The organism is Enterobacter sp. ECC_219_Taxon_10 (genome assembly GCF_058354905.1).
The window spans coordinates 3,509,830-3,529,976 of sequence record NZ_CM178005.1 but is presented as its reverse complement, the minus strand read 5'-3'; the positions used below and the strand labels follow the sequence as shown (position 1 = coordinate 3,529,976).

Annotated in this window: 18 protein-coding genes and 6 tRNA genes; 12 read left to right on the top strand and 12 right to left on the bottom strand. The window is 54.2% G+C overall.

The features are described from left to right. Nucleotides 1–61: 61 nt before the first annotated feature. On the bottom strand, nucleotides 62–1,033 hold the full coding sequence (gene cysK, locus AC4ICF_RS16750) for a cysteine synthase A (RefSeq protein ID WP_014884739.1): 972 nt from the start codon (nucleotides 1,031–1,033) through the stop codon (nucleotides 62–64). Between the two features lie 163 nt (nucleotides 1,034–1,196). Then, nucleotides 1,197–1,958 carry a sulfate transporter CysZ gene (gene cysZ / locus AC4ICF_RS16745; RefSeq protein WP_316380594.1) on the bottom strand — a complete coding sequence of 254 codons (762 nt, stop codon included), beginning with the start codon at nucleotides 1,956–1,958 and terminating at the stop codon, nucleotides 1,197–1,199. A 230-nt stretch (nucleotides 1,959–2,188) separates the two neighbouring features. On the opposite strand from cysZ, the gene zipA reads away from it, so the two are divergent. The 3 genes from zipA to AC4ICF_RS16730 all read left to right on the top strand — a co-directional run bounded on the left by zipA (nucleotide 2,189) and on the right by AC4ICF_RS16730 (nucleotide 5,474). Continuing rightward, nucleotides 2,189–3,172 carry a cell division protein ZipA gene (zipA, locus tag AC4ICF_RS16740; RefSeq protein WP_316380593.1) on the top strand — a complete coding sequence of 328 codons (984 nt, stop codon included), beginning with the start codon at nucleotides 2,189–2,191 and terminating at the stop codon, nucleotides 3,170–3,172. Between the two features lie 69 nt (nucleotides 3,173–3,241). Then, nucleotides 3,242–5,257 carry an NAD-dependent DNA ligase LigA gene (ligA, locus tag AC4ICF_RS16735; RefSeq protein ID WP_316380592.1) on the top strand — a complete coding sequence of 672 codons (2,016 nt, stop codon included), beginning with the start codon at nucleotides 3,242–3,244 and terminating at the stop codon, nucleotides 5,255–5,257. Between the two features lies 1 nt (nucleotide 5,258). Beyond that, complete coding sequence (locus tag AC4ICF_RS16730) at nucleotides 5,259–5,474, top strand: DUF3820 family protein (RefSeq protein WP_094944600.1); 216 nt, start codon at nucleotides 5,259–5,261, stop codon at nucleotides 5,472–5,474. Here AC4ICF_RS16730 and AC4ICF_RS16725 read toward each other — a convergent pair. After that, entirely contained in the window at nucleotides 5,471–6,466 is a 996-nt protein-coding gene (locus AC4ICF_RS16725; protein ID WP_316380591.1) for a bile acid:sodium symporter family protein, read from the bottom strand. The two genes, AC4ICF_RS16730 and AC4ICF_RS16725, sit on opposite strands and share 4 nt — an antisense overlap. 89 nt (nucleotides 6,467–6,555) lie before the next feature. Between AC4ICF_RS16725 and AC4ICF_RS16720 the strand changes: the two genes are divergently transcribed. Then, nucleotides 6,556–7,491 (top strand): LysR family transcriptional regulator, encoded by a 936-nt coding sequence (locus AC4ICF_RS16720; protein ID WP_316380590.1) that lies wholly within the window; start codon nucleotides 6,556–6,558, stop codon nucleotides 7,489–7,491. On the opposite strand, the gene AC4ICF_RS16715 is transcribed toward AC4ICF_RS16720, so the two are convergent. Beyond that, nucleotides 7,488–7,829, bottom strand: a complete 342-nt coding sequence (locus AC4ICF_RS16715) for a FlxA-like family protein (protein WP_163330543.1) — start codon at nucleotides 7,827–7,829, stop codon at nucleotides 7,488–7,490. The two genes, AC4ICF_RS16720 and AC4ICF_RS16715, sit on opposite strands and share 4 nt — an antisense overlap. A 207-nt stretch (nucleotides 7,830–8,036) precedes the next feature. Between AC4ICF_RS16715 and xapA the strand changes: the two genes are divergently transcribed. The 3 genes from xapA (at nucleotide 8,037) to AC4ICF_RS16700 (ending at nucleotide 11,121) form a co-directional block, all read left to right on the top strand. Then, the gene (gene xapA, locus AC4ICF_RS16710; protein ID WP_163330542.1) at nucleotides 8,037–8,861 is read left to right on the top strand and encodes a xanthosine phosphorylase; all 825 of its coding nucleotides are present in this window, start codon (nucleotides 8,037–8,039) and stop codon (nucleotides 8,859–8,861) included. A gap of 51 nt (nucleotides 8,862–8,912) precedes the next feature. Next, on the top strand, nucleotides 8,913–10,169 hold the full coding sequence (locus AC4ICF_RS16705; protein WP_316380589.1) for a nucleoside permease: 1,257 nt from the start codon (nucleotides 8,913–8,915) through the stop codon (nucleotides 10,167–10,169). A gap of 67 nt (nucleotides 10,170–10,236) precedes the next feature. Next, nucleotides 10,237–11,121 carry a LysR family transcriptional regulator gene (locus tag AC4ICF_RS16700; protein WP_491466111.1) on the top strand — a complete coding sequence of 295 codons (885 nt, stop codon included), beginning with the start codon at nucleotides 10,237–10,239 and terminating at the stop codon, nucleotides 11,119–11,121. Between the two features lie 43 nt (nucleotides 11,122–11,164). On the opposite strand, the gene AC4ICF_RS16695 is transcribed toward AC4ICF_RS16700, so the two are convergent. From AC4ICF_RS16695 to AC4ICF_RS16680, 4 genes are all read right to left on the bottom strand, one after another. Further along, nucleotides 11,165–11,240: transfer RNA gene (locus AC4ICF_RS16695), tRNA-Lys, on the bottom strand. 4 nt (nucleotides 11,241–11,244) lie between these two features. Continuing rightward, nucleotides 11,245–11,320: transfer RNA gene (locus AC4ICF_RS16690), tRNA-Val, on the bottom strand. Nucleotides 11,321–11,349: 29 nt separating this feature from the next. Beyond that, nucleotides 11,350–11,425 (bottom strand) — tRNA-Val (locus tag AC4ICF_RS16685). A 41-nt stretch (nucleotides 11,426–11,466) separates the two neighbouring features. Continuing rightward, nucleotides 11,467–11,542 (bottom strand) — tRNA-Val (locus AC4ICF_RS16680). A gap of 258 nt (nucleotides 11,543–11,800) precedes the next feature. Between AC4ICF_RS16680 and gltX the strand changes: the two genes are divergently transcribed. Next, complete coding sequence (gene gltX, locus AC4ICF_RS16675; RefSeq protein ID WP_116338437.1) at nucleotides 11,801–13,216, top strand: glutamate--tRNA ligase; 1,416 nt, start codon at nucleotides 11,801–11,803, stop codon at nucleotides 13,214–13,216. A 51-nt stretch (nucleotides 13,217–13,267) separates the two neighbouring features. Here gltX and AC4ICF_RS16670 read toward each other — a convergent pair whose 3' ends face one another. Further along, nucleotides 13,268–13,651 carry a YfeC-like transcriptional regulator gene (locus AC4ICF_RS16670; protein WP_233002531.1) on the bottom strand — a complete coding sequence of 128 codons (384 nt, stop codon included), beginning with the start codon at nucleotides 13,649–13,651 and terminating at the stop codon, nucleotides 13,268–13,270. A 1-nt stretch (nucleotide 13,652) separates the two neighbouring features. After that, entirely contained in the window at nucleotides 13,653–14,015 is a 363-nt protein-coding gene (locus AC4ICF_RS16665; protein ID WP_233002532.1) for a YfeC-like transcriptional regulator, read from the bottom strand. Nucleotides 14,016–14,232: 217 nt separating this feature from the next. Here AC4ICF_RS16665 and AC4ICF_RS16660 point away from each other — a divergent pair. The 3 genes from AC4ICF_RS16660 to AC4ICF_RS16650 all read left to right on the top strand — a co-directional run bounded on the left by AC4ICF_RS16660 (nucleotide 14,233) and on the right by AC4ICF_RS16650 (nucleotide 16,830). Beyond that, nucleotides 14,233–14,308 (top strand) — tRNA-Ala (locus AC4ICF_RS16660). Between the two features lie 41 nt (nucleotides 14,309–14,349). Next, nucleotides 14,350–14,425 (top strand) — tRNA-Ala (locus tag AC4ICF_RS16655). Between the two features lie 215 nt (nucleotides 14,426–14,640). Next, nucleotides 14,641–16,830 (top strand): sensor domain-containing phosphodiesterase, encoded by a 2,190-nt coding sequence (locus AC4ICF_RS16650; RefSeq protein ID WP_316380588.1) that lies wholly within the window; start codon nucleotides 14,641–14,643, stop codon nucleotides 16,828–16,830. Nucleotides 16,831–16,875: 45 nt separating this feature from the next. On the opposite strand, the gene AC4ICF_RS16645 is transcribed toward AC4ICF_RS16650, so the two are convergent. Then, nucleotides 16,876–18,063: a NupC/NupG family nucleoside CNT transporter gene (locus AC4ICF_RS16645; protein ID WP_116338443.1), complete on the bottom strand. Its 1,188-nt coding sequence runs from the start codon at nucleotides 18,061–18,063 to the stop codon at nucleotides 16,876–16,878. A 346-nt stretch (nucleotides 18,064–18,409) separates the two neighbouring features. On the opposite strand from AC4ICF_RS16645, the gene AC4ICF_RS16640 reads away from it, so the two are divergent. Next, the gene (locus tag AC4ICF_RS16640) at nucleotides 18,410–19,648 is read left to right on the top strand and encodes an Nramp family divalent metal transporter (RefSeq protein ID WP_116338445.1); all 1,239 of its coding nucleotides are present in this window, start codon (nucleotides 18,410–18,412) and stop codon (nucleotides 19,646–19,648) included. A 32-nt stretch (nucleotides 19,649–19,680) separates the two neighbouring features. Here the strand turns inward: AC4ICF_RS16640 and AC4ICF_RS16635 are convergent, their stop codons facing one another. Further along, entirely contained in the window at nucleotides 19,681–20,031 is a 351-nt protein-coding gene (locus AC4ICF_RS16635; RefSeq protein WP_116338447.1) for a DUF2502 domain-containing protein, read from the bottom strand. Nucleotides 20,032–20,147: the final 116 nt, after the last annotated feature.

Genomic DNA, 20,147 nt, shown 5'->3' with positions numbered 1-20,147 from the left:
AAGCAGGCCACAAAAAAGCACCTGAAAAGGTGCTTTTTTACGCGTTATTAACATGCTGGCACTACTGTTGCAGCTCTTTTTCGGTAAACAGATCGGCAAACAGTGCGGTGCTCAAGTAACGCTCACCCGAGGATGGAAGGATAACCACAATATTCTTATTGGTAAAGGCTTCATCTTCCTGAAGTTTGAGCGCCGCCGCAACGGCCGCACCGGAAGAGATACCCGCCAGAATGCCTTCTTCATCCATCAGGCGACGCGCGGTAGAGATGGCTTCTTCGTTAGTGATGGTGACGACTTTATCGATCAGCTTCAGATCCAGGTTGCCCGGAATGAAGCCTGCGCCAATGCCCTGGATTTTATGCGGGCCTGGCTTGAGCTCTTCACCCGCCAGTGCCTGGGTGATAACCGGTGAGTCGGTTGGCTCAACGGCAACGGTGATCAGGTCTTTTTTACCCTTTGTGCCTTTAATATAGCGAGACACGCCGGTCAGCGTTCCGCCGGTACCCACGCCGGAGATAAATACATCAACCTGGCCGTCGGTATCTTCCCAGATTTCCGGGCCGGTGGTCTTCTCGTGAATTTCCGGGTTAGCCGGGTTGCTGAACTGCTGCAGCAGCAGGTATTTCGCCGGATCGCTGGCCACAATCTCTTCCGCTTTCTGAATGGCACCCTTCATGCCCTTCGCGCCTTCGGTCAGGACCAGGTTCGCGCCCAGCGCTTTGAGCAGCTTGCGACGTTCAATGCTCATGGTTTCCGGCATGGTCAGCGTCAGCTTGTAGCCACGCGCGGCGGCAACATAGGCCAGAGCGATACCGGTGTTACCGCTGGTCGGTTCCACCAGCTCAACGCCAGGCTTCAGCACGCCACGTTTTTCAGCATCCCAAATCATGTTTGCACCGATACGGCATTTTACGCTGAAGCTCGGGTTGCGTGATTCGACCTTCGCCAGAATGCGTCCATTACCGATACGGTTCAGTCGAACCAGGGGCGTATGACCGATAGTCAGCGAGTTGTCTTCATAAATCTTACTCATGGCCTGTCCTTAACTGTATGAAATTGGGATACCGACCCAGCATACCTGCTAAGCAGGTAGGGGGAAGTAAGGAATTCGCATATCTATATACTGCAAGGAAATAATGGGGATCAGTATGGAATAAGGGGCGGCATAAGCCACCCCTGCTTTACACATTTTTGCATTAATTCCATAACGCGTGCTTAGCACGGTAGCAGTCCACCCACATCGCCGTCGCGCCGCAAACCGCAACCGGCATGATGAACAGGTTAAGGAAGGGAATCATGGTGAACAGGCTGGTCAGCGCGCCGAACTGCATATTGGCGACCTTCCGGGTGCGCAGGGTAGTGCGCATCGCTTTAAACGGCACCTTGTGGTTATCAAACGGATAGTCGCAGTACTGGATGGCGAGCATCCAGGCGCTGAACAGGAACCACAGCACCGGCGCAACCGTCTGGCCAATGCCGGGGACAAAGTAGAGGGCAAGCAGCACAACCGCGCGGGGGAGGTACCAGGCAAATTTCTGCCACTCGCGCTTCATAATGCGCGGGATATCTTTCACGATCCCCAGTACGCCCGTGTCCGGCGGCGTCGCGCCGGTAAGCCGCGCCTCCAGCTGTTCCGCCAGCAGGCCGTTAAACGGCGCGGCTATCCAGTTCGCAATCGTTGAGAAGAAATAGCCGAACACCAGCAGCACAGAGATGACCGCCACCGGCCAGAGCAGATAGTTCAGCCACTGCAGCCAGTCCGGTACGTAGCTCATCAGCGACGGGATCCAGCTTTCGAGCTTTGTGAACAGCCACCAGAACGCGCCGCCCATCAGAATAATGTTGATCAGCAGCGGCAGAATGACGAAGCGTCGGATACCCGGCAGTGAAACCAGTTTCCAGCCCTGTGAAAAATACCAGACGCCGCTGCGCGGGGGAGAAGACGATGTTGAAACCATAACCAGGCTGTACTCCTTTTTTCACAACCAGTGGAATTGCCCGCCTATATTATCCACTTGCGGACCAATGACCAGTTCGGAAATGTTCGAAAAACCAGCAAAAAGCACGATTTACTTCATCTTTATGCTGTGAATGCTCTGCACACACTTGCACTTGACGTAAACGGCAAATACTCTTAGTGAGTAAATGTTTGCCGTGGTGGCAAGGTGTTAGAACAACAGAGAATATAATGATGCAGGATTTGCGTCTGATATTAATCATTGTTGGCGCGATCGCCATAATCGCTTTACTGGTACATGGTTTCTGGACCAGCCGTAAAGAGCGTTCCTCGATGTTTCGCGATCGCCCACTGAAGCGCATGAAGTCCAGTCGTGACGACGATGACACTGAAGATGACATCGACGGCAGCGACGACGACGGCGTGGGTGAAGTTCGTGTTCATCGGGTCAATACTGCGCCCGGCGCGGCTCATGGGGAGCATGAAGCCCCCCGCGCTCCGCAGCACCAGTATCAACCGCCGTATGCCTCTGCCCAGCCGCGTCAGCCAGCGCCGCAGCCGGTGGAAGAACCTGTGCGTCAGGCGCCGCAAGCGCCTGTGCAACAGCAGCCCGCTGCGCCACAGCCGGTTCAAAACCAGCCGGTGCAGCAGCCCGTCCAGCAGCAGCCCGCTCAGCCGGTACAACAGCCGCAGCAGCCTGTTCATGTGCAGCCTGCGCCGCAGCCCGCTCCGGCTCCGCACGTTGAGCCAGAGCCGGTCGTCGAGCCAGAACCGGTTGTCGAAAAGCCACAGCGCAAAGAAGCGGTGATCATCATGAACGTGGCCGCGCATCACGGCAGCCATCTCAACGGTGACGTTCTGCTTAACAGTATTCAACAGGCAGGCTTCAAGTTTGGCGATATGAACATTTTCCATCGCCATCTGAGCCCAGACGGAAGCGGCCCGGCGCTGTTCAGCCTGGCTAACATGGTTAACCCTGGCACCTTCGATCCGGAAATGACCGGTGATTTCGTGACCCCGGGCGTCACTATCTTTATGCAGGTGCCGTCCTACGGCGACGAGTTGCAAAACTTTAAGCTGATGCTGCAGTCCGCTCAGCATATTGCTGATGAAGTGGGTGGTGTGGTGCTCGACGATCAGCGTCGAATGATGACCCCGCAGAAGCTGCGCGAGTATCAGGACCGCATCCGCGAAGTTAAGGAAGCCAACGCGTAATCGTCGCGTTTACGTCAACTCCTCCTCAACCCCCGCCTGTCGGGGGTTTTTTCTCATTGATGGTGCGATATGGACTCAATCGAACAACAACTCACTGAACTGCGAACCACGCTTCGCCATCATGAATATCTCTATCATGTTATGGACGCTCCGGAAGTACCGGATGCGGAGTACGACCGGCTGATGCGCGAGCTGCGCGAGCTGGAGGCGCAGCATCCGGAGCTGATTACGCCGGATTCTCCCACACAGCGCGTCGGTGCTGAGCCGCTGGGGGCTTTCAGCCAGGTGCGTCATGAAGTGCCAATGCTGTCACTGGATAACGTCTTCGATGAAGAGAGCTTCCTCGCGTTTAACAAGCGCGTGCAGGATCGCCTGAAAAGCAGCGATTCCCTCACCTGGTGCTGCGAGCTGAAGCTTGACGGCCTGGCGGTCAGCCTTCTCTATGAAAACGGCGTGCTGGAGCGCGCCGCCACGCGTGGCGACGGTACGACGGGTGAAGACATCACCACCAACGTGCGTACCATCCGCGCGATCCCGCTGAAATTACAGGGTGACAACATTCCTGCACGTCTGGAAGTGCGTGGGGAAGTATTCCTGCCTCAGGCGGGCTTCGAAAAAATCAATGAAGAAGCGCGTCGCACCGGCGGGAAAGTGTTTGCTAACCCGCGTAACGCGGCGGCAGGCTCTCTGCGCCAGCTTGACCCACGCATCACCGCGAAGCGACCGCTTACTTTCTTCTGCTACGGTGTGGGTATTCTGGAGGGAGGTGAGCTGCCGGATACGCACCTCGGGCGTCTGCTGCAGTTTAAAGCCTGGGGCCTGCCGGTGAGCAACCGCGTTCAGCTCTGCGATTCGCCGGAAGCGGTACTGGCGTTCTACCACAAAGTGGAAGAGGACCGCCCGACGCTCGGTTTTGATATTGATGGCGTTGTCATCAAGGTGAATTCGCTGGCGCTGCAGGAGCAGTTGGGCTTTGTGGCGCGCGCGCCGCGCTGGGCGGTGGCGTTTAAATTCCCTGCCCAGGAGCAGATGACCTTCGTTCGCGACGTAGAGTTCCAGGTGGGCCGTACGGGCGCGATTACTCCAGTCGCACGACTGGAGCCGGTGCAGGTCGCGGGCGTGCTGGTGAGTAATGCTACGCTGCATAACGCCGATGAAATCGAACGCCTGGGCCTGCGCATTGGTGACAAAGTGGTGATTCGCCGCGCGGGGGATGTTATCCCGCAGGTGGTCAACGTCGTAGAGTCAGAACGTCCTGACGATACGCGCGAGGTCGTCTTCCCGACCCACTGCCCGGTATGCGGCTCTGACGTTGAGCGTGTGGAAGGCGAAGCGGTGGCCCGCTGTACGGGCGGCCTGATCTGTGGCGCGCAGCGTAAAGAGTCCCTGAAGCACTTCGTCTCCCGTCGGGCGATGGACGTCGACGGCATGGGCGACAAGATTATCGATCAGCTGGTTGAGAAAGAGTATGTCCATACGCCAGCGGACCTCTTCAGGCTGACGGCGGGCAAACTGACCGGCCTGGATCGCATGGGGCCGAAGTCAGCCCAGAACGTGGTTAACGCGCTGGAAGCGGCGAAAGAGACGACCTTCGCCCGTTTCCTTTACGCGCTGGGCATTCGTGAAGTTGGCGAAGCGACGGCGGCAGGTTTAGCCGCGTACTTTGGTACGCTGGAGGCGCTGGAAAAGGCAAGCATCGACGAGTTGCAGAAAGTGCCGGACGTTGGCATCGTCGTCGCCACGCACGTCTTTAACTTCTTTGCCGAAGAGAGCAACCGCGAGGTCATCGGCCAGTTGCTGGAAGAGGGCATTAAATGGCCCGCGCCAGTGGTGGTCAATGCCGAAGAAATTGATAGTCCATTTGCCGGTAAAACCGTGGTGCTAACCGGTAGCCTGAGTCAGCTTTCTCGCGATGATGCGAAAGCGCGTCTGGTGGCGCTGGGGGCCAAAGTGGCGGGCAGTGTGTCGAAGAAAACCGACCTGGTGATCGCCGGTGAAGCGGCGGGTTCGAAGCTGGCGAAAGCCCAGGAGCTCGGCATTGCGGTGATCGACGAAGCGGAAATGATGCGTCTGTTAGGAGAGTAACGTGGAGAAAGAGCAGCTCGTTGAGATTGCCAATACGGAGATGCCGTTCGGTAAATACAAGGGCCGCAGGCTGATTGATTTGCCGGAGGAGTATCTGCTGTGGTTTGCCCGCAAGGATGAATTTCCTGTAGGGCGATTGGGCGAGCTGATGGCTATCACGCTACTGATTAAAACCGAGGGGCTGACCCAGCTGGTTCAGCCCCTGAAACGTCCTTAAGCCTTCGCGGCGCGGGTCTCCTCCTGCGCCAGTTTTTCTGTCTGGCGCTTGTAGCGACGCGCCAGCACCGCACAGACCATCAGCTGGATCTGGTGGAAAATCATCAGCGGCAGCACCATCATTCCGATCACCGAGGTGGGGAACAGAATGTTCGCCATCGGGATACCGTTCGCCAGGCTCTTTTTCGAACCGCAGAACACAATCGTAATTTCATCCGCTTTGTTGAAGCCGCACCTGCGTGCCACAAAGACGTTTACCGCAATAACAATCGCCAGCAGAACGAGGCTGACCACCACGATAAACAGCAGCGAGCCGGCGCCCACCTTGTGCCAGATGCCATTTACCACCGCTTCGCTAAAGGCGGAGTAAACCACCAGCAGAATCGAGGTCTGGTCGGTTTTTGAAATCCATTTTTTATGCTTCGCCACAAACGCGCCGGTCCACGGTCGGGAAAGATGCCCCAGCACAAACGGCAACAGCAGCTGCAGGCAGATTTTGCCGACCTGCTCCAGGTTACCTTCCGCACCGTGCATGTTCATCAGCAGGCCCACCAGCAGCGGGGAGACGAAAATCCCTAACAGGCTGGAGGCGGATGCCGAGCAGACCGCGGCCGCAACGTTCCCTCCGGCAAGAGAGGTAAAGGCAATGGCGGACTGCACGGTAGCCGGGAGAATACAGAGATACAGGAAACCGGTGTAGAGCGCCGGGTCGACGTTAACCGGTGCCCACCATGCAAACAGCACCCCAAGGATCGGGAACAAAATGAACGTGCTGCACATCACCCAGAGGTGCAGTCGCCAGTGGCTACCGCCAGCGATAATTGCTTCGCGGGAGAGTTTTGCGCCGTGCATAAAGAACAGCAGCGCGATAGCGGCCGTCGTTAGTCCCTCAAAAAACGGCACAAAACCGCCGCGAGCGGGGAAGAACGAGGCCAGTAAAACGGTGGCCACCAGGGTGAGCGTAAACGGATCAAGAATACGAAATAGTTTCATAATGACTCCTGAAAACAGATGTCGCTATTGTGCTTTTTTCCATTTGAGAAATAAAATTGATTTATTGCATCCATTCATGAATTAAATAGATGAATTATTCCCTGCGTCAGCTTCGCATTTTCGTTACCGTCGCCCACGCCCGCAGCTTCAGTCGGGCAGGGGAGATGATTGGCCTGAGCCAGTCGGCGGTCAGCCACAGCGTGAAAGAGCTGGAAAATCAGACCGGCGTTAGGTTGCTTGATCGCACCACGCGCGAAGTGGTGTTAACCGAAGCAGGGCAGCAGCTGGCCCTGCGCCTTGAACGGCTGCTGGATGAGCTGAACAGCACGCTCAGAGACGTGGGGAGGCTGGGGCAGCAGCTGTCGGGCACCGTGCGGGTTGCGGCCAGCCAGACGATATCCGCGCATCTTATCCCGCAGTGTATTGCCGAGGGAAGCCACCGCTATCCGGACATTGATTTTGTCCTGCATGACCGGCCGCAGCAGTGGGTGCTGGAGAGCATCCGTCAGGGAGATGTGGATTTTGGTATTGTTATCGATCCCGGTCAGGTGAGCGATCTGGCGTGCGAAAGCGTACTTTCTGAGCCCTTTTTGCTGCTCTGCCGTGACGACGACCCGCTGGCAACGTTGCCGGAGGTCAGCTGGCAGTACCTGACGGGCGCGAACCTGGTTTTACAGGATTATGCCTCGGGCAGCCGCCCGCTGATTGATTCCGCGCTGGTGAATCAGGGCGTTAAGGCAACGATCGTACAGGAGATTGGTCACCCGGCGACGCTGTTTCCGATGGTGGAAGCCGGCATTGGCATCAGCGTGTTGCCCGCCCTGGCGCTTCCCCTGCCGCAGGGAAGCCGCCTGGCCGTCAAGCGATTAACGCCGGTTGTCGAGCGAAAGCTGATGCTGGTGCGGCGAAAAAATCGTTCACTCTCGGGGGCGGCGCAGGCTATCTGGGAAGTGGTGCGTATCCAGGCACAACGATTAACCGAAGCCCGCATACGCGACCCACTGTTTAACGCATCAGACGATTAGATGTAGATATCAATCTGATGATTGTCTGACGGGCTGTTCACCCCTTCCACTTTGCCCAGCTTTTGATCCTGCTTCTTCTGAGCTTCTTCGGCCTGCTGGCGCTGCAGCGCCGCGAGCTGCGCCTGCAGCACTTTGATCTGGGTCTGAATCAGTTCCTGCTGCTTCTTCTTCTCATCCGTACTGCCGGGGCTGTTTGCCAGCTCTTTTAACTGCTGTGTCAGCTTTTTGATCTTGTCGGTAATGCGGCTGATTTGCGCCGCGATATCGTTACTGCCGGAAGCGCCGCTCCCGCCGCTGCTGGTTTGAATGGGTTGGGTTGAAGCCTGAATGGTCGTCATACTTTTTCCTCGCGCTATAAAACAGAGGTATCGGCACCGATGGGATTAGCTTGAGCAAAACTGCCATATCTGGCAGGGGGTTGCATTAATACACAATCAGTATTGATGGTGCGATAAAAGTGTATTGGAGATGACCTGCAGGCTGCGGATATAAGACATAAGTCATGCGATCCCTGCTATCGCGATCTTAATCCTCAAGGAGCCTCTATGACCCTCTCGAATAACCCGTGGTACTGTGCTGACATCATTCGCACCGCTAAGCCAAACTTCACCCCTCGCGTGGCGTTTATTCTCGGCTCCGGCCTGGGCGCGCTCGCCGACCAGATAGACGACGCCGTTTCCCTGAGCTACGAAAAGCTGCCTGGCTTCCCGGTGAGCACCGTGCACGGACATGCCGGCGAGCTGGTGCTTGGGCATCTGGCCGGGGTGCCTGTCGCCTGCATGAAGGGGCGAGGGCACTTCTATGAAGGCCGAGGAATGACCGTCATGACCGATGCGATCCGCACCTTTAAGCTGCTGGGGTGCGAGCTACTGTTTAGCACCAATGCGGCGGGCTCACTACGCCCGGAGGTTCAGCCAGGAAGTCTGGTTGCCCTGAGCGACCATATCAACACCATGCCGGGCACGCCGATGGTGGGGCTGAACGATGAGCGCTTTGGCGATCGTTTCTTCTCTCTGGCCAATGCTTACGACGCGGATTACCGTGCCGTTCTGCAAACCGTGGCAGCGAAAGAAGGCTTCCCGCTGCACGAAGGAGTGTTTGTCTCTTATCCCGGCCCGAACTTCGAGACGGCGGCCGAGATCCGCATGATGCAGATTATCGGCGGCGATGTGGTGGGGATGTCCGTGGTGCCTGAAGTGATTTCCGCACGCCATTGCGGCCTGAAGGTGGTGGCCGTTTCTGCTATTACCAATCTCGCCGAAGGTCTGGGAGAGGTAAAACTCTCGCATGAGCAAACCCTTGCTGCCGCCGAGCTCTCCCGCCAGAACTTTATCAATCTTATCTGCGGTTTTCTTCGCCATATTGCCTGAATAAAACAATAAAGTGGCCCGCCAGGGCCACACTGCGATAAGGAATGGGTTATGAACATCACGACTCGCTTAAAGATGATGTCCTTTATGCAATATTTTATCTGGGGGAGCTGGCTGGTTACCCTCGGCGCTTACATGATTAATACCCTACACTTTACCGGCTCTGACGTGGGCATGGTGTACAGCTCCAAAGGACTTGCCGCGATCGTTATGCCTTCGCTGGTGGGGATTATTGCCGACAAGTGGCTGCGGGCAGACCGCGCATACGTCATTTGCCACTTCGTCTGCGCCGTCGCGCTCTGCTATGCCGCGCAGGTCAATGAGCCAGGGCTGATGTTCTGGGTCATGCTGGTGAATGCGATGGCCTTCATGCCCACGATTGCGCTGTCGAACACCATTTCCTACTCCTGTCTTGAACAGGCAGGGCTGGATACGGTGAGCCATTTTCCGCGAGTGCGGGTGTATGGCACCGTGGGCTTTATAACGGCGATGTGGGCCATAAGCCTCATGGGCGCGGAGTTAAGCAACATACAGCTCTATATTGCGGCTGGTGCGTCTCTGCTGCTGGCACTCTATTCTCTGACCCTGCCGGCCATTCCGGTTGTGAAGTCGAAAACGTCTCCGTCTCTGGCAAGCAAGCTGGGCCTCAATGCGTTTATCCTGTTTAAACAGCCCCGCATGGCGGTGTTCTTTTTATTTGCCATGCTGCTCGGCGCCGTGCTGCAGATAACCAACACGTTTGGCAGCCCCTTCCTGCATGATTTTGCGCGTAATCCGGCGTATGCAGATAGCTTTATCGTCAAATATCCGTCCATTCTGCTCTCCGTTTCGCAAATGTCAGAGGTATTCTTCATCCTGACCATTCCGTACTTCCTCGGACGATTTGGCATTAAAGCCGTCATGCTGATGAGCATGGTGGCCTGGATGCTGCGGTTTGGCCTGTTTGCCTTTGGCGATCCGTCCGCAACGGGCTTTGCGCTGCTCATGCTCTCAATGATTGTCTACGGCTGTGCGTTCGACTTCTTCAACATTTCCGGCTCGGTGTTTGTTGAACAGGAGGTCAGCGCCGATATCCGCGCCAGCGCGCAAGGGTTGTTTATGACGACCGTTAACGGTATCGGGGCGTATTTCGGTTCGGTATTGAGTGGTGCGGCGGTTGATTATTTCTCGGTTGAAGGAGTGAAGGACTGGCAGACGATCTGGCTGGTGTTTGCGGCCTATGCTCTGGTGCTCGCGGTGGTCTTTTACTTCAGCTTTAACTATCGCCACGCCAGTAAAAACAGCGAGATGCGCACAGTTGCGCACTAAATTTTCCCTCCGGACGCTGAAAGGCTTTAAGGTAGGCGCATAAGTGTTATCGCCAGGATATGTTTTGATGGAACGCGTCTATCGAACCGATCTCAAGCTGCTGCGCTATTTTCTGGCCGTGGCGGAGGAACTACATTTTGGACGGGCTGCGGCCCGTCTCAACATGTCCCAGCCGCCGTTAAGCCTGCACATTAAAGAGCTGGAAAGTCAGCTGGGCACGTTACTGTTTATTCGCCACTCGCGGAGCGTCGCGTTGACGCATGCCGGTAAAGTGCTGATGGAAGAGTCACGCCGGCTGCTCGCCAGCGCAAACCAGGCTCTGGCTCGCGTCGAGCAAATTGGCCGGGGGGAAGCAGGGCGCATCGAGCTGGGGATTGTCGGAACCGCCATGTGGAGTGAGGTGCGCACGGTGATGCGCGCTTTCCTGAAAGAGCATCCGAACGTTGATGTCGTTTTTCGCGAAAAATCGCCGGTAATGCAGATGGCGCTGCTTGAGCGCCGGGAGCTGGATGTCGGGATCTGGCGAATGGCAACGGAACCTACCGCGGGTTTTACCAGCCTGCGGTTGCGTGAAGCGGCTTTTCTGGTGGCGATGCCGGAAGATCACCGCCTGGTCAGCGAATCATCCGTTGCGCTTACAGAATTGCAGGATGAGTATTTTGTCACGATGCCTTCAGCACATTCTGACTGGGCATTTTTACATCGCGTTTGCCAGCAAGCCGGGTTTTCGCCGATGATCGTGCGTGAAGCCGTTGAGCCGCAAACGGTACTGGCGATGATCAGCATGGGAATGGGGATTACGCTTACTGCCGACAGCTACGCGCAAATGCAGTGGCCGGGCGTGGTATTCCGCCCGTTACGGGAGCGTATACCGGCAGATTTGTATGTAGTGTATGACGAGAAGCAGGCGACGCCTGCGGTGAAGACGTTAATTGCGGCGTTGAAGATGTAAAGTGCAGATAGCAAAAAAGCGCCTTTAGGGCGCTTTTTTACATTGGTGGGTCGTGCAGGATTCGAACCTGCGACCAATTGATTAAAAGTCAACTGCTCTACCAACTGAGCTAACGACCCGAAATGGTGGGCGATGACGGGCTCGAACCGCCGACCCCCTCCGTGTAAAGGAGATGCTCTACCAACTGAGCTAATCGCCCATTTCGGAACTGCTGCGATAAGGTGAGAATGGTGGGCGATGACGGGCTCGAACCGCCGACCCCCTCCGTGTAAAGGAGATGCTCTACCAACTGAGCTAATCGCCCAATCTCAATTCTTATCTACACTGCGAGTCTACCGAAGTAGATGGTGGGTGATGACGGGCTCGAACCGCCGACCCCCTCCGTGTAAAGGAGATGCTCTACCAACTGAGCTAATCACCCCCGCTGTGTGGAGTCGCATTATAGGGAGAGTTGAAAATGAGTCAACGCATTTTCTAAAGTTTTTATTCGTTCGTCGTAAAATTAAACAAAACGATCGCAAAACGGGCGGTGGCGCATGATTTCTAAACAAAAACAGTAAACTCCGCCACGATAAAGGGATCGACATTGAGGAATCCCCCCACAGTGATAGAATATTGCCCATCGTTTTTTCCCCGGGATTTGCCGATTGCCGGCATCTTTATAACGTAAGGCCATTTCATGAAAATCAAAACTCGCTTCGCGCCGAGCCCGACAGGCTATCTGCACGTCGGTGGTGCTCGTACTGCTCTCTACTCCTGGCTTTTTGCACGCCACAACAAAGGTGAGTTCGTGCTGCGTATAGAAGACACCGATCTTGAGCGCTCCACGCCGGAAGCAATTGAAGCCATTATGGATGGGATGAACTGGCTGAACCTGGAGTGGGATGAAGGCCCGTATTTCCAGACTAAACGTTTTGACCGCTATAACGCTGTTATTGATGAGATGCTGGTCGCGGGCACGGCGTATAAATGCTACTGCTCCAAAGAGCGTCTGGATGCGCTGCGCGAAGAGCAGATGGCGAACGGTGAAAAACCGCGTTATGACGGCCGCTGCCGCCACGACCATAGCGAGCATGCTGCTGATGAACCGTGCGTGGTGCGTTTTGCTAACCCGCAGGATGGCTCGGTGATTTTCGACGACCAGATCCGTGGCCCGATCGAATTCAGCAACCAGGAGCTGGACGATCTGATCATTCGTCGCACCGACGGTTCTCCAACCTATAACTTCTGCGTAGTGGTTGATGACTGGGATATGGAAATTACCCACGTTGTCCGTGGTGAAGACCATATCAACAATACCCCACGCCAGATCAACATCCTGAAAGCGCTGAATGCGCCTGTGCCTGTCTATGCGCACGTCTCTATGATCAACGGCGACGATGGTAAAAAACTGTCTAAACGTCACGGTGCGGTCAGCGTCATGCAGTATCGCGACGACGGTTATCTGCCGGAAGCGCTGCTGAACTATCTGGTGCGCCTGGGCTGGGCCCACGGTGACCAGGAGATCTTCAGCCGTGAAGAGATGATCGAACTGTTCTCTCTGAGCTCTGTGAGCAAATCAGCGAGCGCATTTAATACCGACAAGCTGCTGTGGCTGAACCACCACTACATCAATACCATGCCGCCGGAATATGTGGCGACGTATCTGCAGTGGCACATTGAGCAGGCAAATATTGATACCCGCACCGGCCCTGAGCTGGCGGACCTGGTGAAACTGCTCGGCGAGCGCTGCAAAACGCTGAAAGAAATTGCCGAAAGCTGCCGCTACTTCTATGAAGAGTTTGACGAGTTCGACGCGGACGCCGCGAAGAAGCACCTCCGCCCGGTAGCTCGTCAGCCGCTGGAAGTGGTGCGTGACAAGCTGGCTGCGCTCACCGAGTGGACCGCTGAGAATGTGCATCACGCCATTCAGGCGACCGCAGACGAGCTGGAAGTTGGCATGGGCAAAGTCGGTATGCCGCTACGCGTCGCGGTGACCGGTGCGGGCCAGTCTCCAGCGCTGGACGTGACTGTCCATGCCATCGGGAAATCACGCAGCGTGGCGCGCATCAACAAGGCGCTGGATTTTATTGCAGAACGTGAAAATCAGCAGTAATAAAGTCTTATAAGAAAAAACGGCAGGGTATCCTGCCGTTTTTTTTGCCTTTCATTCAGCAATACCCAGACGAGCAAGAAAACCGCGTATGCCTTCGCGCTTCAGTAAGGTATCCAGACGCTTTTGCTCAAGCTCAGTCATACTCTCCAGCGTTTCAATAATGCCCGGACGCAGATTTGAAGTATGTTCACCGTAAGAGGAGGTCACCTCAGCCAGATGATAAACCGCCTGACGGTTACGGATAGCCGGGAGGCTCATAATATGTTCCTTCACGCGCGCATCAACGTGAATGAGCCGCGCCCGACCGCCTTTTACGCCATTGAGCCCTTCGGTTTTCCACCCCTGCTGGCGTATCCAGCGATTTACCGTTTGTCTGGCAACTCCCAAATTCTCCGCCAGCTCTTCTGTGGTCATTTTGCTACGTAGTCTTTTCATATTAATTCTGGTCGCGAATCCCTAAACGTTGCAACAAACCGGTAATCCCTTCCCGCAATAGCAGCGATGTCATCTGCTTCTGCTCTTCCGGCGTCATTTCATTGGCCAGCGTCAGGAGTAGGGTATGAAGCGAACCGTCAGTGCTGATGCCGTCAGGCATAGCGGATGCTTCCGTTGCCCTGCGTGCGCTGCGGATAAAGTCACGCACTTTTTCGTTCACATGCACCAGTCGCGCTTTACCCCCCTGGACGCCGGGCTTAGGTGACGTTATCCAACCCTCTTTACGTACCCATTTATTGATGGTCTGTCGGCTATAGCCAGTGAGGAGGGCTAACTCTTCCGGCGTCATTCGTTCCTTGATCATGCAATTTCCTGAATATTCGTAGGGTTAATTAATGGCTCATTTTATAGCACCGTTTTACATGAAAACGTGACAGGCTTAACTCATGACTGCGAGCAGGCTCGCAAAGTGATTCATTTGCATGATTTTTCGGCGATTGAATAGCTGGAATTGATTTTGCCGTTGACACTCCGCGGCGGAATTCATATTATGCCGCCCGTCAACATGACAGCTTTACGATGGGGCTATAGCTCAGCTGGGAGAGCGCCTGCATGGCATGCAGGAGGTCAGCGGTTCGATCCCGCTTAGCTCCACCAAACTCTGAACCCAACAGAGTGCGGTTAGTAAAGTCACATGTGGGGCTATAGCTCAGCTGGGAGAGCGCTTGCATGGCATGCAAGAGGTCAGCGGTTCGATCCCGCTTAGCTCCACCAAAATTTTAAACCCTCGTCAAAAGACGAGGGTTTTTTTTATCTGTTTGTAAAACCCCTCACCGCTTTTTGTTATCAAAAAGAAGGTATTCCTGTACCTGACCTCAATCGACATCAATAAACCAGTCTATAAATAGACTTCAACTTGATTCGTGCAATTAATAAACCTATTATCCATCCGGTCAATAAAATGAACGGATAATAATGTCATCATCTTAATGAATAGAAAAACGTACAATAATGTAAAGATATTTATAATTGCCCTGACAATATGTCTGATTGCGGTACCTTTTTCCCGTTACCTCTCTCCCCGCGCAATGGTAAATGGTCACGATGTTTATTTAGCGTGGCTCCCCCTGAGCGTAATGCTGGCGGTAATACTGTTATTTGGTCGCCGGGCCGTTCTTCCCATTTTGTTAGGTTTTAGTGTCACTAATTTATTTTACGTTAATTTAGTGCCGCTACAATATTCAGTATTACTGTTTTGTCAGACCTTTTCGCTGTTCGCGGCATGTGGCCTTCTGCGCCTCATGCTGGGCAGGCGCTGGCGCTTCTGCATCCCGAACAAGCATGTCGGGTTACGTATATTCTGGCTCGGTTTTATCGTTCCCGTCGGCATTAAGCTGTCGATGTATTTAGCTGGCTATTTCTTTGATTTCCCGGTAACTATCTCCACCTTCTTCGGCGAAGGAACGGTAATTTATAACGTCGTGGATATTCAAAGCCTGATTTGCGCGGCGCTGATTTTTACCATGATGTTCTATTACCCGCTAAGAATGATAATTAATCCCCGCTATGCCATAACCTTCTGGCGGCGAAGCGTGAAGCCCGTGTTTTTCCACAAGAATTCATTATATATATTTGTCTGGCTGATGCTTTTAGGCTTCGTCCTGGCCGTTTTATGTGGGCCTTTTGAATCACCTGTTATTGCGGGCTATTTAATGCCGCTGATTTTTATTCTTTTTACCTTAGCGATAAGCCGCCTGACCTACGCGCTTATCTCACTGCTGTGGGCTGCTTCAGCGCTTCTGCTGTTGACCTACAACTATAACTTCCTGAACGGGGTGGAAACAGGCCATTCGCTCTCCTTTATTCTGTCCGTGCTGATCTCTTTTGCCATCTGCTTGCTTTACATGTCGCGGATTTACCAGCGCAGCGAGTGGCTGAAGCGGGGGTGGCAGGGCAGGGCGCTCACCGATCCGCTAACCGGTTTACCCAATATTCGTGCCCTGGAAGAGCATCTTGAGATGCATCCGGAGGCCAAGGTTTGCATGTTGCGCATGGATAACCTGGAATTTTTGAGCCGCCACTACGGGATCCTCATGCGGGTCCATTGCAAACGAACGATCGCCACGTCGCTGCAGCCGCTTCTGCAAAAGAATGAGATGCTCTTCCAGTTACCCGGAAGCGAGCTGGTGGTGGTATTGCTGGGGCCGGAAATTGCAGAGCGTCTCCAGCATATGGTTGATCGGCTGAACAGCCGTAAGATTTTCTGGAACAACACCGGGCTGGATATTGAGTTTGGTGCATCCTGGGGGATGGTAGAAAACGGTGAAAATTTGCATCACACGCTGGGGCAACTGAGCTGGCTGGCCGAGCAATCTTGCGCAGGGCACAACGTGCTTGCGCTGACGAATAGCCTGGAGGCAGCATCGGGACAAACAACGGAGCGTGTTCTGATGTTAGCGCGTATTAAGCATGCTCTGGAGACAGATCGGTTCCATTTATACGTGCAGCCGATTCAGAAGGCAGACGGTAGCGGCTACTATGAAATTCTGACGCGCATGGAGAGTGAAGGGGAGATCATCACCCCGGATCGCTTTATTCCGTTGGTTGCCCAGTTCAACCTCAGCCACCGGTTTGATATGTGCGTTATGGAAAAATTACTGCAGTGGCTGCGCGATCACCCTGCGACGCAGGCTGGCGCCCGTTTCTCCGTCAATCTGATGCCGCTCACGCTGATGCAACAGGAGGTGGCGACCGAGATTTGTACGCTGTTTGAGCGCTACGGCGTTGCGCCTCAGACCGTGGTGATTGAGATCACTGAAGAGCAGGCCTTCTCAAATTCCGGCTGCAGCATCAGCAATATTCAACAACTGCGGGATTATGGTTTCCGGATTGCCATTGATGATTTTGGCACCGGTTATGCCAACTACGAGCGTCTCAGACGTCTGCAGGCAGATATCATTAAAATTGACGGCTGCTTTGTTAAAGATATTTGCACTGATGATATGGATGCGATGATCGTCCAGTCGATGTGTAATCTGGCGAAAACGAAATCGCTGTGCATTGTTGCGGAATATGTAGAAACACCGGCGCAGCGGGAGATGCTGCTTCGCTTCGGCGTGGATTATCTGCAGGGCTATCTGATAGGCAAACCCAAACCGCTGAAAGAATTGCGGGCATAAAAAAACCGGGAGCCAGACTCCCGGTTTTTGTTTTAACAGTAAACGTTACAGTACCAGTGCTGCGATAGAAGCAGACAGAACGCTCACCAGGGTGGAGCCGTAAACCAGTTTCAGGCCAAAGCGAGAAACTACGTTACCTTGTTCTTCATTCAGGCCTTTAATCGCACCGGCGATAATGCCGATGGACGAGAAGTTGGCGAAGGAGACCAGGAATACGGACAGAATACCCACCGCACGTGGAGAGAGCGTGCCGGCAATTTTCTGCAGATCCATCATCGCAACGAATTCGTTTGAAACCAGCTTGGTCGCCATGATACTGCCCACCTGCAGCGCTTCGTGAGCCGGAACACCCATCACCCAGGCAAATGGATAGAAGATGTAGCCCAGAATGCCCTGGAAGGAGATACCCAGCACCGCAGCGAACAGGGCGTTCAGTGCAGCAATCAGCGCAATGAAGCCGATCAGCATGGCGGCAACGATAATCGCCACTTTGAAACCGGCCAGAATGTACTCACCCAGCATTTCGAAGAAGCTCTGACCTTCATGCAGGTTAGACATCTGAATGTTCTCTTCGCTGGCGTCAACACGGTACGGGTTGATCAGCGACAGAACGATAAAGGTGCTGAACATGTTCAGAACCAGCGCTGCAACAACATATTTTGGCTCCAGCATGGTCATATACGCGCCCACGATAGACATGGAAACGGTAGACATTGCGGTTGCCGCCATGGTGTACATGCGGTTACGGGACATTTTGCCGAGGATATCTTTATACGCGATGAAGTTCTCAGACTGACCGAGGATCAGGGAGCTTACGGCGTTGAAAGATTCCAGCTTACCCATGCCGTTCACTTTGGATAACAGGAAACCAATTCCTCGAATAACGAACGGCAGAACGCGGATGTGCTGCAGAATACCGATGAGCGCGGAGATGAAGACGATTGGGCACAGTACCTTCAGGAAGAAGAACGCCAGACCTTCGTCGTTCATTTTACCGAAGACAAAGTTTGTCCCTTCGTTGGCGAATCCGAGCAGTTTTTCGAACATTTCGGAGAAGCCTTTCACGAAGCCGAGGCCTACGTTGGAGTTCAGGAAGAACCACGCAAGTAAAACTTCAATGACCAGCAGTTGGACAACATAACGAATACGAATTTTTTTGCGGTCTGTGCTGACCAGCAATGCGAGTGCAGTAACGACAACAAGTGCCAGGACAAAATGAAGGACGCGGTCCATATTTGCTCCAAATATGAGGCAGGTTTAATTTTCGTGCACATTCTATGTAACAAGCGAAAAGAAAACGAGATCAAGGACACACTATAGTTACATCCTGTGACGAGTCTCAAAAATAGTGATCCACAATACATTTTTGTTATGTTAGGTAAATGAGTGAAAAGTTAAGTTTGTGTGCTACGCTTCACAAATGACTGCGCATTTTCACATTCTGTGATGTCGCACCACCTGCCCATCTATCGTTCTTAGCTATCAGAGAAATCATTTCAAACCATTCAAATGATCTTGATAATCATTCTCATTTTGATAGCATTAAACATAGCAAAGGCTATATTTCCAGAGGCAGATAATGACAAACAGTCGCGTAGAGGGTAGCAGTGGCAGAGCAGCGCGCAAGTTGCGGTTCGCATTAATGGGGCCTGCGTTCATTGCTGCCATCGGCTATATCGATCCGGGTAATTTTGCGACCAATATTCAGGCCGGGGCCAGCTTCGGCTATAAGCTGCTGTGGGTGGTCGTCTGGGCTAACCTGATGGCGATGCTGATCCAGATGCTCTCTGCAAAGCTGGGGATTGCCACGGGTAAAAACCTGGCGGAGCAAATCCGCGACCACTATCCGCGTCCAGCGGTCTGGCTCTACTGGGTTCAGGCAGAAATCATCGCCATGGCAACCGACCTCGCTGAGTTTATCGGCGCGGCGATCGGCTTTAAGCTAATTCTGGGTGTGTCACTGTTACAAGGGGCGGTACTGACCGGGATTGCTACGTTCCTGATCCTGATGCTGCAGCGTCGAGGGCAAAAGCCGCTGGAGAAGGTCATTGGTGGTCTGCTGCTGTTTGTCGCTGCGGCGTACATCGTTGAGCTGATTTTCTCACAGCCGAACCTGGCGCAGCTCGCGAAAGGCATGGTGATCCCAGGCCTGCCCACCTCGGAAGCGGTGTTCCTGGCCGCCGGGGTGTTGGGGGCGACCATCATGCCGCATGTCATTTATTTACACTCCTCGCTGACCCAACATCTTCATGGTGGGACGCGCAAAGAGCGTTATTCGGCAACCAAATGGGATGTGGCAATCGCCATGACCATCGCGGGTTTTGTGAATCTGGCGATGATGGCCACCGCCGCCGCCGCTTTCCACTTTAACGGCCATACCGGTATTGCCGATCTCGATCAGGCCTATCTCACGCTGGAGCCGTTACTGAGCCATGCTGCTGCAACGATATTTGGTCTGAGCCTGGTCGCTGCCGGCCTCTCTTCCACGGTGGTAGGTACGCTGGCAGGGCAGGTGGTGATGCAGGGTTTTGTGCGCTTCCATATTCCACTATGGGTGCGTCGTTTTGTCACCATGCTGCCGTCATTTGTTGTGATTCTGATGGGGCTCGATCCAACGCGAATTCTGGTGATGAGCCAGGTGCTGCTGAGCTTTGGTATTGCGCTGGCGCTGGTGCCGCTGCTGATTTTCACCAGCAATAAAACGTTGATGGGCGATTTGGTTAACACGACGCTGGTGAAACGAACCGGTTGGGCGATTGTGGTGGTAGTCGTAGCGCTAAACTTATGGCTGTTGATTGGCACAGCGCTGGGGCTATAAAAGAAAAAGGAGCCGGGAGGCTCCTTTTTGCATTAATGACGACCGTGGCCGTGACCACCGTGTCCTTTTCCGCCGTGACCCCAGCCGCCGCGGCGGTCGTCACGATCGTTCCAGCCTTCGCGGTAGCCGCGTTCATAGGCGTTATTTTTATACCAGCCGCGATGCAGGCCGTTATCATGCCTGCGCCAGCGGTCACCACGCCATTCATAATGACGGTTCCAGTAGTCACGGTCGCGCCAGTAGCCACCGTCCCAGTATCTGCCGTAGTCGTCACGATCGCCAATTTGTAATTTTACTGATGGCAACAGGGTGATTTCGCCCGCAGTGGCGATGAGCGGGGCTGAAGCCAGTAATACCGCTGCAAGAATCAGTGACCTGAACATACTCTTTCTCCTTCACGATCGGGGCCTTCGTGGGGCCTGTTAACGCAATATTACGAGTTGGTAAAGCCTCGTTTCATCGCCTCAACTCCGAATTGCTGAGGGAGAGCACTTTTTGC

What these genes read in the sequence shown, in the direction of transcription:
- cysK (WP_014884739.1), bottom strand. Translation starts at nt 1,033, where the DNA reads ATGAGTAAGATTTATGAAGACAACTCGCTGACTATCGGTCATACGCCC.
- cysZ (WP_316380594.1), bottom strand. Translation starts at nt 1,958, where the DNA reads ATGGTTTCAACATCGTCTTCTCCCCCGCGCAGCGGCGTCTGGTATTTT.
- zipA (WP_316380593.1), top strand. Translation starts at nt 2,189, where the DNA reads ATGATGCAGGATTTGCGTCTGATATTAATCATTGTTGGCGCGATCGCC.
- ligA (WP_316380592.1), top strand. Translation starts at nt 3,242, where the DNA reads ATGGACTCAATCGAACAACAACTCACTGAACTGCGAACCACGCTTCGC.
- AC4ICF_RS16725 (WP_316380591.1), bottom strand. Translation starts at nt 6,466, where the DNA reads ATGAAACTATTTCGTATTCTTGATCCGTTTACGCTCACCCTGGTGGCC.
- AC4ICF_RS16720 (WP_316380590.1), top strand. Translation starts at nt 6,556, where the DNA reads ATGAATTATTCCCTGCGTCAGCTTCGCATTTTCGTTACCGTCGCCCAC.
- AC4ICF_RS16715 (WP_163330543.1), bottom strand. Translation starts at nt 7,829, where the DNA reads ATGACGACCATTCAGGCTTCAACCCAACCCATTCAAACCAGCAGCGGC.
- xapA (WP_163330542.1), top strand. Translation starts at nt 8,037, where the DNA reads ATGACCCTCTCGAATAACCCGTGGTACTGTGCTGACATCATTCGCACC.
- AC4ICF_RS16705 (WP_316380589.1), top strand. Translation starts at nt 8,913, where the DNA reads ATGAACATCACGACTCGCTTAAAGATGATGTCCTTTATGCAATATTTT.
- AC4ICF_RS16700 (WP_491466111.1), top strand. Translation starts at nt 10,237, where the DNA reads ATGGAACGCGTCTATCGAACCGATCTCAAGCTGCTGCGCTATTTTCTG.
- gltX (WP_116338437.1), top strand. Translation starts at nt 11,801, where the DNA reads ATGAAAATCAAAACTCGCTTCGCGCCGAGCCCGACAGGCTATCTGCAC.
- AC4ICF_RS16670 (WP_233002531.1), bottom strand. Translation starts at nt 13,651, where the DNA reads ATGAAAAGACTACGTAGCAAAATGACCACAGAAGAGCTGGCGGAGAAT.
- AC4ICF_RS16665 (WP_233002532.1), bottom strand. Translation starts at nt 14,015, where the DNA reads ATGATCAAGGAACGAATGACGCCGGAAGAGTTAGCCCTCCTCACTGGC.
- AC4ICF_RS16650 (WP_316380588.1), top strand. Translation starts at nt 14,641, where the DNA reads ATGAATAGAAAAACGTACAATAATGTAAAGATATTTATAATTGCCCTG.
- AC4ICF_RS16645 (WP_116338443.1), bottom strand. Translation starts at nt 18,063, where the DNA reads ATGGACCGCGTCCTTCATTTTGTCCTGGCACTTGTTGTCGTTACTGCA.
- AC4ICF_RS16640 (WP_116338445.1), top strand. Translation starts at nt 18,410, where the DNA reads ATGACAAACAGTCGCGTAGAGGGTAGCAGTGGCAGAGCAGCGCGCAAG.
- AC4ICF_RS16635 (WP_116338447.1), bottom strand. Translation starts at nt 20,031, where the DNA reads ATGTTCAGGTCACTGATTCTTGCAGCGGTATTACTGGCTTCAGCCCCG.